This is a genomic window from Methylobacterium sp. AC832, assembly GCF_979256025.1.
The window spans coordinates 213,585-227,969 of sequence record NZ_CEEDMV010000003.1 but is presented as its reverse complement, the minus strand read 5'-3'; the positions used below and the strand labels follow the sequence as shown (position 1 = coordinate 227,969).

10 protein-coding genes and 3 pseudogenes are annotated in these 14,385 nt (G+C 60.3%); 6 read left to right on the top strand and 7 right to left on the bottom strand.

Annotated features, from left to right (window positions below):
• Positions 1-358: 358 nt before the first annotated feature.
• Positions 359-3,112: a bifunctional diguanylate cyclase/phosphodiesterase gene (locus tag AC0IXR_RS12645; protein ID WP_471760922.1), complete on the bottom strand. Its 2,754-nt coding sequence runs from the start codon at positions 3,110-3,112 to the stop codon at positions 359-361.
• Between the two features lie 206 nt (positions 3,113-3,318).
• Positions 3,319-5,754, bottom strand: coding sequence for a calcium-binding protein (locus tag AC0IXR_RS12640; protein ID WP_471760921.1), 2,436 nt, complete (start codon positions 5,752-5,754; stop codon positions 3,319-3,321).
• Positions 5,755-5,989: 235 nt separating this feature from the next.
• Here AC0IXR_RS12640 and AC0IXR_RS12635 point away from each other — a divergent pair.
• The 4 genes and pseudogenes from AC0IXR_RS12635 to AC0IXR_RS12620 all read left to right on the top strand — a co-directional run.
• A pseudogene (locus tag AC0IXR_RS12635) lies at positions 5,990-6,157 on the top strand (IS3 family transposase); the annotation flags it as partial.
• A gap of 639 nt (positions 6,158-6,796) precedes the next feature.
• Positions 6,797-7,189 carry a helix-turn-helix domain-containing protein gene (locus AC0IXR_RS12630; RefSeq protein WP_471760920.1) on the top strand — a complete coding sequence of 131 codons (393 nt, stop codon included), beginning with the start codon at positions 6,797-6,799 and terminating at the stop codon, positions 7,187-7,189.
• Positions 7,190-7,623: 434 nt separating this feature from the next.
• A complete protein-coding gene (locus AC0IXR_RS12625) occupies positions 7,624-8,973 on the top strand; it encodes a site-specific DNA-methyltransferase (protein WP_471760919.1) in 1,350 nt (449 codons plus the stop codon).
• A complete protein-coding gene (locus AC0IXR_RS12620; RefSeq protein WP_471760918.1) occupies positions 8,973-9,464 on the top strand; it encodes a DUF5681 domain-containing protein in 492 nt (163 codons plus the stop codon). Before AC0IXR_RS12625 ends, AC0IXR_RS12620 begins: the two co-directional genes overlap by 1 nt.
• Before the next feature lie 523 nt (positions 9,465-9,987).
• On the opposite strand, the pseudogene AC0IXR_RS12615 reads toward AC0IXR_RS12620, so the two are convergent.
• From AC0IXR_RS12615 to AC0IXR_RS12600, 4 genes and pseudogenes are all read right to left on the bottom strand, one after another.
• Positions 9,988-10,806 (bottom strand): annotated as a pseudogene (locus AC0IXR_RS12615) (transposase); the annotation flags it as partial.
• Between the two features lie 42 nt (positions 10,807-10,848).
• On the bottom strand, positions 10,849-11,181 hold the full coding sequence (locus AC0IXR_RS12610) for an IS3 family transposase (protein WP_471760917.1): 333 nt from the start codon (positions 11,179-11,181) through the stop codon (positions 10,849-10,851).
• Positions 11,178-11,405 carry a hypothetical protein gene (locus tag AC0IXR_RS12605; RefSeq protein ID WP_311275574.1) on the bottom strand — a complete coding sequence of 76 codons (228 nt, stop codon included), beginning with the start codon at positions 11,403-11,405 and terminating at the stop codon, positions 11,178-11,180. Before AC0IXR_RS12605 ends, AC0IXR_RS12610 begins: the two co-directional genes overlap by 4 nt.
• Positions 11,406-11,531 carry a hypothetical protein gene (locus tag AC0IXR_RS12600; RefSeq protein WP_280136549.1) on the bottom strand — a complete coding sequence of 42 codons (126 nt, stop codon included), beginning with the start codon at positions 11,529-11,531 and terminating at the stop codon, positions 11,406-11,408. It abuts the gene before it with no gap.
• An 822-nt stretch (positions 11,532-12,353) separates the two neighbouring features.
• Here AC0IXR_RS12600 and AC0IXR_RS12595 point away from each other — a divergent pair.
• Complete coding sequence (locus AC0IXR_RS12595) at positions 12,354-13,370, top strand: zinc-binding alcohol dehydrogenase family protein (RefSeq protein WP_471760916.1); 1,017 nt, start codon at positions 12,354-12,356, stop codon at positions 13,368-13,370.
• Positions 13,371-13,521: 151 nt separating this feature from the next.
• A pseudogene (locus AC0IXR_RS12590) lies at positions 13,522-13,960 on the top strand (cupin domain-containing protein).
• 76 nt (positions 13,961-14,036) lie between these two features.
• Here the strand turns inward: AC0IXR_RS12590 and AC0IXR_RS12585 are convergent.
• Complete coding sequence (locus tag AC0IXR_RS12585; RefSeq protein ID WP_311275572.1) at positions 14,037-14,333, bottom strand: putative quinol monooxygenase; 297 nt, start codon at positions 14,331-14,333, stop codon at positions 14,037-14,039.
• Between the last annotated feature and the right edge of the window lie 52 nt (positions 14,334-14,385).

Genomic DNA, 14,385 nt, shown 5'->3' with positions numbered 1-14,385 from the left:
CGTCGAAGTCCACCTCGGACACGGCGAAGGGATCCTGGCTGAGCGGAATTGCATCAAGCGCCAGCTTTCATGTACCGCCGCTTGCGTCACTAGCCGAACGCTGCCTACTCTCTCACCCCAGCTGGACCGGAGCCTTCGCTGCTGGATGCTGTAAAATTTTCGGATAATATGATGATGGACAATTTTGCAATCAAATAATAATAATCTAATTAGATTGATTATTATCGGAATAAAGTTAAGTTTTATTTTGTTATGTTATTAATTTACTATTATACATATAAGATATTTTTTCATATTTGATAATTCACCGACCTAAAAAATCGTGAAATATTATTGTGTTTATGCAAGTCCCTAGTTGTTAGTATAATATTGATGAATTATTATTGCTAATTCCCACATCTTGATTAATCTTTAAGTTAACATCGCTTGAGTATTCGACAAAATTTCGATGAATATACGCATTGGTTTCATTGGATGGCAATGGTCGACTTATGAAATAACCCTGTATATCCGTGCAGCCCTCCATGCTAACTTGATCTAGTTGATAATTAGTCTCGACGCCTTCGGCCGTAACGGTTGCCCCGAGTTGCGTTGCGATTCCAACGATTGCTCGGACAATCGCCGCAGCACTGGGGTCGTCAATATCGCTGACGAAGGAGCGGTCGATCTTGATACTGTCGAAGGGAAAACGACGCAGATAGCTGAGAGATGAGTAGCCTGTGCCAAAGTCGTCAAGCGCAATGCGAACACCAGCGCTTTTCAAGCGATGCAGGCAGGCGATCACCGCCTCCGCATCCTGGACGAGAACGCTCTCGGTGATCTCCAATACGAGACGATTGGGCGGGAGACCTGAGGTACGCAGAGCCGAGATGACACTCTCTTCAAGCCCCGGTTGCTGGAACTGAACGGCAGAGACGTTGACGGCAATCCGCAGATGGCGAGGCCAGGCTGCCGCTTCCCGGCATGCCTCCTGCAGCGCCCAGGAACCGAGCGAGACAATCAGTCCGGTTTCCTCGGCCAATGGGATGAACGCACCAGGCGCAATCATTCCACGTGTCGGATGAGGCCAACGCATCAGCGCCTCGAAGCCGACGATCCGGTGGTCAGACAGACGCAGCACAGGCTGATAATGCATGGCAAAGCTGCCGCACATGATGGCCTCACGCATCTCCAACTCAAGCTGCATGCGGGCCTCGATAGCCGCATCCATACCGGGTTCGTAGAAGCGGTAGCTGTCGCGCGCTGCCTCCTTGGCTCGATAAAGCGCGAGGTCCGCGTTCTTGAACAGGGTTTCGGCTGTGTCGCCGTTGGACGGAGACAGAGCAATCCCAATGCTGACGCCGACAGTCACGAGGTGCCCGCCAAGATCGAGTGGTTGGCCTACCGCATCGATCATACGTTGTGCCAGCGAGCTGACTTGATGCACGTGGTCTACGTGCGAGACGATAATCGCGAACTCGTCGCCGCCGAGCCGTACCACGACATCGCCGTCGCAAATGTTTGCGCGCAAGCGCGTGGCGATCTGGCAGAGCAGTTGGTCGCCCGCAGGATGGCCGAGTGTGTCGTTGACGGACTTGAACCGATCGAGGTCAAGGCACAGCAGCGCTGCCTGGCCTCGGCCGCGGCGAACCTCGGCCAGTCGGTGCTCTAAATGCTCGTAAAAAACGGTTCGGTTGGGCAAGCCCGTGAGCGCATCGTGGCGTGCCATGTAGGCGATGCGGTGTTCAGACGCTTTACGCTCCGAGATGTCGATATAAGTGCCAACCATGCGCAGCGGGGTGCCTTGCGGGTCCCGCGACACCACTCTGCCACGTGAGAGAACCCAGGTGTAGTCGCCAGACTTGGTTCGCATGCGGCGCTCAGAGGCGTACGTGGCGGATCGCTCCTCGAAATGCTCCGCTACAAGCGCCAGCGTCTGCTTCAGGTCGTCAGGATGAGTGAGCCCCATACAGGTGTTGATGTGCGCTTCGACCTCTCCTGGCTCGTAACCAAACATGGTGTACCAGCGGTCGGAGTACCAAACCTGCCCCGTGGTGACGTTCCAGTCCCATAAGCCATCGCTACCACTGTCGAGGGCGAGGGCAAGGCGCTGCTCGCTCGTGCGTAGGCGCATTTCGCTTTGAATGAGAGCGTCTTGGGTCGTGCGTCGCTCGGTTACATCGAGATCAAGGCCGACGATCTGCAGCGGCTTGCCAGTTGCCTCATCACGGATGATGCGGCCAAAGCTCATAAGCCAGCGGTACCCAGCACTGCCCTCGGGTCGCCTCACCCGATACTCTACTTTGTAGTTCGAGCCATCACGAAGCGCTGCTGCGTGAGCCGCATGGACAAATGGAAGGTCGTCCGGGTGTACCCTTGCGGCCCATTCGGCGATGCCGATGTCGATCCAGTCCGTTGAGCCCGACTCGCAATCGAACCCAAGCATGTTGGCGCTCTCAGGAGAGTTTTGCGCCACATTCCCATCCAAGCTCCACTGCCAAATTCCCGCTCCGGCAGCTTCCTGTGCAAGCCGGAGAAGATCGGTTGTCTGCTCAAGTTTCGCATGTGCGGTCCGGTAGCGCTCCTCGCTCGCTTTGATCAGCGACACCGATCGTATGCGCTCCTCCAGCGCGGATTCAGCTGCAATCCGTGCACGATGAAGTTCGATGTGAGCCACAACAATCCGAGCGAGGCCTTGCAGCTGGACTATCTGCAGCTCCGAAAACGTTCGCGGCTTGGTGTCGACGAGGCACAGCGTGCCAAGTCGAATGCCGGAGCGAAGAACAAGAGGGGCGCCTACATAGAAGCGGACAGCATGCTCGCCCGTTACTAAGGGGCTGTGGGCGAAGCGTGGGTCCGTCGTTGCGTCCTCCACGACGAGAACATCGTCAGACAGGATGGCATATGCACAGAACGCGATATCACGCGGTGTGCCATCTGCAGCGATCCCACACTTGGCCTTGAACCATTGTCGCTCGCTGTCGATGAGCGTGATCAGTGCGATAGGCACAGCAAACAACGTGGCGGCAGTGCTGCACACCGCATCGAAATGGGCCTCAGGCGCCGTATCGAGGATGCGCAGGTCGCGCAGAGCCGCGAGACGCTCGGCCTCGTTTGGCGGAAGCGGCGGCATGGTTATTCCATCGCTGGAGGTTGCTCATACCAGGCGGGTTAACGCACGCTACGCATCAAAGGATGAATAACTTTCACGCATGCGTACTCGATTGCGCAGCTTGCAGAGACAGCGGCGTCATTTGGGGGCCGTCATGTCTGATCAGTCGTTATATGGATGCAGAGAAGGGGCTGCCTGACGGCAACCCCTTCATGGCTTAAAAAGCGTCAGACGACGAACGATCCATTGTCGAGGACATGATGGCCCTGAAGAAGGACGGCGAAGTCAGCTGCTCCATCACCATTGGTGTCCCCCTGCACGAGGGTGCTTCCGCTCCCGAACTTCATTCGCAACTCACCAGCCTGCCCCGAGAACGCATCCGTTCCGATGAATTGGAAACTCTGGTTTCCCGATGCCCCCATATTTGCATCGATCTCACTGATGTCGATACGATCACCTTCTGAAGAGTCGAAATCCTTGATGGTGTCGCGGTTACCAAGGGTCACACCGCTGTCCAAAATGGTTTCGAAAACGAAGGTGTCGGCTCCATTTAGACCTGAAAGTATATCGTGGCCTGCACCACCATAGATTAAATTATCACCGGAATTGCCAGTGATTACATTGTCAGCATCGTTGCCTATTGCGACCAAATCACCCGAACCGTAGAGCATCATCCGCTCAATATTCGCTTCCATCGTATGGCTTACAGTTGAACGGATCGTATCGAAGCCTTCGTTCGGTTGTTCGATGGCGCGATCGCCGATGTTGTCGATAGTGTAGATGTCATTTCCAGTGCCACCGCGCATCGTGTCAGCACCGGTGCCACCGTCGAGCAAGTCATTGCCGGTTCCTCCGTTGAGGACATCGTTGCCGCCCCTGCCAAACAAGAGGTCGTTGCCTCCAAGACCATAAACGGTATTGTTGCCAGAGTTACCGTCGATCCGGTTATCGATGTCGTTGCCCGAGGCAACCAAATCACCTGAGCCGTAGAGCATCATCCGCTCAATGTTCGCTTCCATCGTATGGTCTACAGACGACCGGATCGTATCAAAGCCTTCGTTCGGTTGTTCAATAGTGCGATCGCCGATGTTGTCGATAGTGTAGATGTCATTTCCAGTGCCACCGCGCATCGTGTCCGCACCGATGCCGCCATCGAGAGCGTCGTTGCCGGTTCCCCCATCAAGGACATCGTTGCCGCTTCTGCCATATAGGAAATCCTCACCCGCAACGCCGTAGATTGTGTCGTTGCCGGCGTTTCCCTCGATCCTATTGTTGCCACCGTTGCCAGTGGCGACCAAATCATCAGAGCCATAGAGCATCATCTTTTCAATGTTGGCTTCCATCGTGTGGCTGACGGACGAACGAATTGTATCGAAGCCTTCGTTCGGTTGTTCGATAACGCGATCGCCGATATTGTCGATCACATAGACGTCGTTGCCGGCGCCACCGCGCATCGTGTCCGCACCGATGCCGCCGTCGAGGAAGTCGTTGCCGGTTCCTCCGTCAAGAGTATCGATCCCACCCCGACCATACAGAAAATCGTTTCCTGCATTCCCAAAAATTATGTTATTGCCAGCATTACCGTCGATCGTGTTATTGTTATTGTTGCCGTTAGTATCGATATTCCCGGATCCGCTCAGGATGACGTTTTCCACATTGGCGCCCAGGGTATAGGTCACCGACGAGCGAACGGTGTCGTTGCCTTCATCGGCCTCTTCGATGACCTGATCACCGGTGGAATCCACAACGTAGACGTCGTCACCGGCTCCGCCGCGCATGATGTCGTCGCCGGTGCCGCCAACGAGGACATCGTCGCCACCACGCCCGGTGAGGCGGTCGTTTCCAGCCCCGCCATCGAGGCGGTTGTCACCGGCATTGCCGACGATGCTGTTGTCGAGGGCGTTGCCCGTCCCGTCGATGTCGCCGGTGCCGGTGAGGACGAGGTTTTCGACATTGTCGGGAAGAGTGTAGGTCACCGAGGAGCGAACGGTATCGTCGCCTTCGCCGGCATCCTCCACCACAGTGTCACCGGATGAATCGACGATGTAGGTATCGTCGCCGCGGCCACCGATCATGGTGTCGTTTCCGGCGCCGCCGTCGAGGGTATCCCCTCCGATGCCGCCTCGCAGCGTGTCATCGCCGTCGCCGCCCGTCTGGGTGCCGCCGGCATCGATCACGATGTCGATGAGATCGGGCGTGGCGTCGAGATTGAGCCCGACCAGGGCGACCGTTTCATCGAGGGTTCCGAGGAGGAGATCCACGGTGCCGCCCACGAGATCTGTGACGAGGTCTCCAACATTGCCAAGAATGCCGGGGCTGGTTTCCGTTCCAAGATCGACCGGCTGGAATGGCAGGTCGAGCGTCGCCAGGACCGTATCGCCGAGCTTCACTTCCACGCCGTCATAGCCGCCGCTGGCCGACACCGTCCCTGTGAGGAGGCCTGTCGACGCCTCGATCTCCCAATTGCCGGTGTAGTTGTAGGTGAGGCCGTTCGCCTCGACCGTCAGAACCTCGAACGTATCCGTGCGGCTGCCGCCGAGGAGGAGGTCCCCGACGCTGTCGATCAGACCGGTAAACGTGACGCTGTCGGCATCGCCCAGATTGGGAAGGAAGAAATTGCGGACGTCAAAACCGGCATTGGTGAGGATCGATACCGTAGCCATTATGTTCTCCAAGCGGCAGCGCCGGTTCATCACAGCGCGATCAACTGATGGCGCAGAAAAGTTCCCAATAGGTGAATTTTTCGCTTCGAAGTTGTGTTATTCTCCTTTTGGAAGAGTGTGCTTTTTCATCCTCGATCCGAAGTCAGCATCTGTGGGGCAGATTGACGGTCTTCATGAATGCGCGATGGCTGGTTCATCGCAGCCCCCGAGACGCTAAGTTGATTAGAGATCCGGACTGGCCAAGAAGCCGGCAGAAGCGGTCATCACAAACATCCGCCGGGCTACGCGCCTGCAGCTTTCGTCCGAGGAGTAGATCCGTATCGTGCTGGAAGGACAGGGTGGCGAAGACAGCATCGCCGAGCATTGCCGACGGGAAGAAAGCTCTGCCTTGAAGTATTGTGGCTGTGCCCTGACCGGTATTTTGAAACGAGCCAAGTGAAAGGCTATTGCATGGTAGCGGCCATAGGTAGCCAGAAATGCAGATCCTTGAAGGTGAGTGTCTCGGCCGGCCGGTGGTCAAAGGAGGTGTACGGTCGGATGCGATTGTGAACGAAGGTCGACGCCACGTGGCCCTGGGCGGCTTGACGCCCCGCGCCTTCGCCAACCAAAATGTCACAGCCTGAGAACTTGCATAGCCTGCAGACAGCCAACAAGGTCAGCTCCAAACCTACGCTGCACTAACATCGAACACAGGTCACCGAATGGGGGCAGGCGAGCCGCGCCCCAAAGCCTTTCGTCTGGACCGCCGACCCGGATCGCATCATCCAAGCCGCAAAGCACGGGTGCTGAGTGTTAGAACTAAACCACTAGTTACACTCAACCAGTGCACACGGTTCTGTCACACACGCTTCATCCGGCAGGGCACAGCTCTAGCCGAAAAAAATTGTAAGGCATTGCTCTTGCCAGCTTACTCCTATCAGCGCATTTGAAGACGCCGTTAACGCTGAAGCGTCCGTTGGAGCTTCTAATCCGGAAAGCCAGATTTGATGCCTCTGCTCCGTACTTGATGGCACCAGTCAAAGTTTAAGCTGCACGGGACACAATGTCGGACTTTAACAAAGATGGAGGTGCGGGTGCGATCGGCCTTCGTATCAAATCGCTGCGACGTTCTGCTGGGTTAAGCCAAGCGAGGCTTGGAAGCGCCTTGGGAGTCACCTTTCAGCAGGTGCAGAAATATGAGAGTGGCCAGTCTAAGATCGCTGCTGAAAAGCTTCAGCGAATAGCTGACGCTTTGGGGGTTGATGTTAGCTACTTTTACAAGGTTCAGTCTGAGAAAAATATTATTGATGAGGTTCCCGATTCCAAAATTAATCAGCTACCAATCGAAGGAGCGTACTTCAAAGATTCGTTCGATAAAATTAAGGACCCTCGCGCCCGTTATTTGTTATCCGAACTAGCGCGTGTATTTAGTGAACTAGAATCGGGGGATAAGTAGTAATTTATATTTGAATATATTGAATAACAATATTTTTGGGTTGAATTGGGTTGATTTTGATGTGCAGTCCTAATTAAATTTAGGCATGAAGATCATAATTCCACCAATGGGATGTATTTTCTTCCATAATCGTCTGTGAACAGAATTTTTACTTGACACCCGACGGGTAAACTGCGCATTTTCCTTAAGTCGAAGTTTCTGTGTCCGCAGCGGACCAGCTTGGACCCACCCGCAATCGTGATCCTTTCCGAACGGCGCGCCTGAGCAGCTCGATGCGCGATTGCACGTCCCCTCGCCCCGCGGCACCTGCCCCGGGGCGTTTCTGTCTCCGGGCCTGAGCGGCCCTTTTCTCAGACCACTGCGCCGACTTTTCCCCTGCTGCCTTCCGGCACGCGGGCCTGTCGTCGTGCGCGCTTTCCAAGGACATTCCCATCATGACGACGAACGCGCCTGCCTTCCCCGTGGCCGGGTTGACCATCCTTGACCAAGCTCCGACCTCCCTCAGCGCCAACCCACGCAATGCCCGCACCCATTCGAAGAAGCACATCGCCAAGATCGCCGACAGCATCAGGGCGTTCGGCTTCACCGTGCCGCTCGTCGTCGACGAAACCGGGCTCGTGCTCGCCGGGCACGGACGGTTGTTGGCGGCCAAGCAGCTCGGCCTTCACACGGTCCCGACCGTCCGGCTCGATCACCTGAGCGACACGCAGAAGCGCGCCTATGCGATCGCCGACAACAAGATCGCGACCCTGGCCGGCTGGGATCGGGCGACCCTTGCCCTCGAACTCGGCGAACTCGCCATCCACCTGCCCGGGATCGGGCTGGATCTCTCCGTCACCGGTTTCGAGATCGCCGAGCTCGATCTGCTGACGGGGGATCTCGAAGAGGAGCGCCTCGCCTCGCGCGAGGACGAGCTCGGTGAGCCGGAAGTACCGGTCTCGCAGCTCGGTGATCTCTGGCAGCTCGGCCTGCACCGGATCCTGTGTGGCAGTGCCTGCAGCCGGGATGACGTCGAGCGTCTGATGGGTGGACGAGAGGCCGACATGGTCTTCACCGATCCGCCCTACAACGTCCCCGTCAATGGCCACGTCATGGGCCGCGGCCGGGTCCAGCATCGCGAGTTCGTCATGGGCTCGGGCGAGATGACGGAGGAGGCCTTCACGGCTTTCCTGACCGAGAGCCTCGGCCATGCCGTCTCGGTCTCTCGTGATGGGGCCCTGCACTACGTCTGCATGGATTGGCGTCACCTACCGGAGCTGCATGCCGCGACCCGCCCGCTCTACGGCGAGCAGAAGAACCTCATCGTGTGGAGCAAGACCAATCCGGCGCAGGGGTCCTTGTACCGCTCGCAGCACGAGCTGATCGCGCTCTACAAGGTCGGCACGGCGAGCCACACTAACAACGTCGAGCTCGGCCGGCACGGCCGCAACCGTTCGAACGTGTGGACCTATTCCGGGGTCAACACCTTCAAGGGCGCGGGCAATCTGGCGCTGCATCCCACGGTCAAGCCGGTGGCCCTGGTCGTCGATGCGATCAAGGACGTGACACGCCGCGGAGCGATCGTCCTCGATCCGTTCTCCGGCAGCGGTACGACCTTGCTGGCTGCGGAGAAGACGGGACGCGAGGCGCGGGTGCTCGAACTCGACCCGGTCTATGTCGATGTCGCTATCCGGCGCTGGCAGACCTTCACGGGACGGGACGCCATTCTCGACGGTACGGACGAGACCTGGGACGAGGTCCGGTCGGCTCGTACGGCCCCTGCCCTGCTCGAGGAGGCTGCGTGATGGCGGACGCTGCGAACACCACTGTGACCAAACCGAAGCGACGCACCGCGTATGAGATCGGGTACGGCAAACCGCCAGCCGACCGTCGCTTCCGGAAGGGCCAGTCCGGCAACCCACGCGGCCGGCCCCGAGGCCACTCGGCACCGCTCGGCCGACGCGATCTTCTGGACGCGTTTACCCAGGCCGCGCGTGAGCCGATTGCCATCACCAAGGATGGCCGCACGATTCGGACGACCCAGATCGAGGCACTCGCCCAGCAACTCACCCGGAAGGCACTGCAGGGCGACATGAAAGCCGCCAAGCTCCTCTTCGATACCATCAAGGCTCTGGCGCCGGCGGATGAGCCCGATGGCATGTCCCATGAGGAACGGCTGAAGACCCTCGACGATCGACCGAAGTATGCTCCCAGCATCGAGGTCAGGTTCGTCGACGCTGGCGATATGCGCTCGAGGCTCGGAGAGACCTTAGCCCCCTCCCCTGATGCCTCATAATCCCATGCAGCCGGAGAGCCTCATGGCTCTCCGGCCCTTTTTGCATTGGCCCGGACGCGATCCCTGATCCCGCCGATCGACTTGGCTGTTTCGCCGACACGCGTCCCTGTTTGGCTGAGACCAATTCCCTGTTCCAGCGCACAGGGAATTGCCCCTTAAGTCATTGCCTTGGCTGCTGTATTGCCGGGCCAAAAAGAGCCTGGGAGCTGCACCGCGCCGTTTTCCCTGTTGTTTTCCCTGTTAGCAGGGAAACGGCGCCAGAGACCGGTTTGGACAGGGTGGGTGCCCCACCACCTTTTTCCCTTTATGATGCCTCGAAATTGACTCGACGCGAGGACCATTCGAGGGCTACCGGAACCGGAAACGTATTTTGACCCCGCTTGGGTGGGTCGCGGCAAGGGGCGGTCGGAAACGAAACCAACCCACTGTTTGAACCGCGCCGGCTTTCCCGGAGGTCGTGTTCCTTGGCGTGGTGTAGCTTGGTGAGGGCCACCACGATCACCGGCTTGGGTCGGGAGGATCGGGCTGCCAGGGTCGGCAGGCTGATGAGGGGATCATCGCCGATTGGGGCGATGCTTTCCAGGGTCATGTAGCGGGCACGTTGCACGGCCCATTCGTCGTTCTGCTCCAGCAGGATGGCGCTGACGAGGCGGGTGATGGCGGCCTCGTCGGGGAAGATACCGATCACTTCGGTCCGGTGTTTGATCTCGCCGTTCAGTCGTTGGAGGGGGTTCGTGGAGTGGAGCTTGTGACCCGGTGGGCGGCCGGGAAGCCCATGTCGGCCAGCACGTCGGGCTCCGCCGTGTCCATCAGGGCGGCGCGCTTGGGCGCTATGGGGCGAAGCTGATCGGCGAAGACGACGCGGCGGCCCGAGCGGCCGGCATGGGCGAGCACGTTCCTCATGACGCCGGAGGCGCCGCGAGCGCAGCGAAGCGAACTGGACGCGGCAGCGCTGCCAGGTGGGGTTCATCACCTTGGCCACCGAGGCCTTGATGCCCTCGTGGGCGTCCGAGATCACGAGCTTGACGCCGCGCCGGCCCCGGCGCGCCAGCTTCCGGAGGAACGCCGTCCAGAACGTCTCGGCCTCCGACGAGCCGACGTCCATGCCGAGAACCTCGCGCCGGCCGTCACTGTTGACGCCGACCGTCACGATGACGGCGGCCGAGACGATCCGGTCGTCCTCCAGCCGCTCGGCGCTCTTCTCGTCGTGGGCCGCGCCGGTGAGGCCGCCCACTTCCAACTCCATAAGTCGCTCGGCGGCAAAGCCGATCATTTCGCGCAGCAGATCGGTGTCGGCGCTCTCCTCCATCAGCCCATGCAGGGCCATGATCTCGTCGGTCATCGGGGAGCTCTCCGGTTCGGGGCTGGAAGTCGCAACTCGACCCTACCCGGCAACCGCCGATGACCACCCGTCAGCTACACCGCTGCCTGGGACACAGCCATGTCGGGCCATGTTCGGGAAGATCGGGCTCTCGTAATCGCTATCGGTGGTCGTGACATAGCGGCGCCGAACGCGTGGCTGCAGGTCATGGGCGCGCATGAGGCGGCGGACCTTTTTGTGATTCACCCGCCATCCCTGCTGTCGCAGAGCTGCCTGGACGCGGCGCCAGCCGTAGGCTTCGAACGCGTCGCCGACCGCAGCCATAGCCTCGACTCGGGCGGTGTCGTCGGTAGCACGCATCGGAGCGTTGTAGTAGGTGGAGTGCGCCAGACTCATCCGTCGGCATCCCTCCGCAACGGAGAGGCTGCCGGGCCGGTGATTACGGACGTAGGCTCGCTTCTCGGCAACGGTCCGTTGCGCAGAGCTCCCTTTAAAAACTCAAGCTCAAGCGCCTGCCGGCCGACGAGCCGTTCGAGCGCGGCGATGCGCGCCTCGTAGGCTTGGATCGTGTCGTCGGCGGCCGCGTCATCATCGAACGCGCCGGCCTCGTACTTCTGCACTCAGACGCGCACGAGGTTGCGCAAGAGATCGTGGCGCTTGGCCAAGCCGTGCAGCGTCTCGCCGGACAGGTACTCCTGCGCAACCTGACGCTCGAACGCGACGCTATGGGAACGGTGTCGTGCCATGGTCTTCATCCTTCGAAGATCCAACAATCCGGTCAATCAGCCTTGCCCAATCCGTCCACCCCCAGGGCCCCACTCCAAGTATCTCGGCGCAGTTCAGCATGTCGCGATAGGACGTCGTTGTCCGGTGCGTAACGTAGGAAGCGTTCGTCCAGCACCTACTCGGTGAAAAGGACGATGACGGAGCGTGTGCCCTGTCGTCCCGTCGAACCGTTCAGTCGTTTTCTTCATCGCATCGATCAGAATTACGCGCTTACCGAATTGTAGATCGGACGGCATTCTGAGGGGGCGCTGTCGATGAGGATTCGCGCCGCGAACCCCGCAACCGGACGCGACCGAACCGAGATGCCTGTCCCGGAAGACGCCAACCATGGCCGCCTCAGCGACGACTCCTGCCCCACGTGCCGCTGCCCGCCCTGCCCGTCGCGATGGGCCGGTTTCGGCCGGGCCCGCACGCGCTCGCCCGATGGGGGATGTCGTGCGGCCGCTCGCTGCAGCGATCCTGACACCGCTGGCCTATGCCGCCGAATGGCCTTTCACCGGTGACGGCAATGCCACCTTCTGGACCTGTCTCGCCTTCGTCGGTCCCGTCCCACGGCCTTCTGCTTCTGCGCCGTCAACGCCGCGAGCGCGCGATCTTCGGCGAGGACGATCTCGAACCTCATGGTCGCGGTGCCAGTCACCGGTCTCGCCCTCTCCATCACAGCCCTGCACGAGGCCCCGAGCCTCGACCTGATCGTCGGTCCTTTGCCATCGTGCTGGGCATCGCCGCGAGCACGTACCGATCCCGTCCCTGACTTCCCCCCGAAACGAGGAGCACTCTTAATGAAGGCCGTCGGTTTTTACACATCCCTGCCGATCGAGAACGAAGTGTCTCTGGTCGATCTCGACCTGCCAGCCCCGACGCCCGGTCCGCGCGATCTGCTCGTCCGCGTGCAGGCCGTCTCGGTGAACCCCGTCGACACAAAGGTCCGCGCCCGCGTCACCCCGGTCGAGGGCCAGCCGCACATCCTCGGCTACGACGCGGTCGGAATCGTCGAGGCGGTCGGCGAAGAGGCCCGACTGTTCCGAACCGGGGATGCCGTGTTCTACGCCGGAGCGCTGGGGCGGCCCGGGACGAATGCCGAGCTCCACTGCGTCGATGAACGCATCGTCGGCCACAAGCCCGCTTCGCTCTCGGCGGCCGAGGCCGCAGCGATGCCGCTGACCGCGATCACCGCCTGGGAAGCTTTGTTCGACCGGCTCGACGTCGGCAAGCCGGTGCCGGGTGCCGCCCGGTCGATCCTCATCATCGGCGGGGCGGGCGGCGTCGGATCCATCGCGACGCAGCTCGCCCGTCAGCTCACGAATCTGACCGTCATCACCACCGCCTCGCGGCCCGAGACCGTCGCCTGGAGCCGCGAGCTCGGTGCCCATCACATCATCGATCACACTCAATCGATCGCTGCCGAGATCGCGGCACTGGGATTGGGCGCACCGGGCTTCGTGTTCTCGACCACCAACACCGATCAGCACGTGGCCGAGATCGCCGAACTGATCGCGCCGCAGGGTCGCTTCGCGCTGATCGACGATCCGGAGAGCCTCAACGTGGTACCCTTCAAGCGCAAGAGCGTGTCGACCCACTGGGAGTTCATGTTCACGCGCTCGATGTTCGAGACCGCCGACATGGAAGCACAGGGGCGGCTCCTCGACGAGGTTGCGCGCCTCGTGGATGCGGGCACGCTGAAAACCACCTTCGCCGAGAGCTTCGGCCCGATCTCGGCCGGCAACCTTCGGCGTGCGCATGCGCTGATCGAGAGCGGGCGGGCCAAGGGCAAGATCGTCCTGGAGGGGTGGGCATGAGCGGGGCATCGGCCCCGGACAGGCGTAGCGTGTTGGCGGGCGCCGGTGCGGCGATGTTGTTCGCGTCTGGGCCAGCCCACGCGGACACGCTTAACCTCACGGTGACTTTCACCCTGCAGCTGGGAGCCCAACCTACTCCCAGCGATCATCGCTGAAGAGGGACCATGTCGGACATGTTCCAGACCAGCGCTTCGACCTCACGGCCATCGCGGCGGCTTCGCCCGAGACCGCCGAGACCGCTACTGGCCGACATCTATCTGACGCACGGCTAGGCGGCGAGCGCGCAGGTGTTCCGAGTCTATCTCCCCACGCCGCCGCATTACCACCCGACCTGCAACGAATACCTCATTGCGCTGTCGGGGTGCGGAACATTCTGAATGGGGGATGCGAGTACGGCGGCCGCGTTCGGCCCTGGCGAACTCCTGTCCTTCGAGCGCGGCACCGTTCACGCCCTGCCGACGATCACGCAGGGGCCGATGATCCTCCTCTCGATCGACACGCCGCGCCGCGCGCCCACCGATATCATCTTCGTCGATCCCGCCGACGGGGCGCCCGAGACCTTCATGGCCCGCAACGCCCCGGAGGCTTGAGCACCGCTCGCGGTCGGTGGAATGTCGAGGCCGAAAGGGGGCCCGAACGTCCGGCGAGCGCTGTGAAGTTCGACGATCAGGCGATCCTGTTCAGGATTTCGATCGCGAGCGGCTCGCTCAGGAGTTCGTCGAAGCGGGCGGCGAGCGTACGGAAATTCACGCCATCGGCATGGATGTCGAGGGCGGCCTGACTTTCCCAGACCTCGTACATCACAATCGTGCCGGGCCGCTCACGACTTTCGTGAGCCACATAGGCGAGACAGCCGGGCTCCGCGAGCACGGCGGGCACCAGCGCCGCCATGGCCTGAACTAGCGCTGCCTCCTGTCCTTCGCGGGCCACAAGGCGGGCGATCAGATGGACGTGCTCCGACATGATCTGCTTATCCCTGCTTCTGTACCGGCCCCGCCAGACCCCATTATGGTGC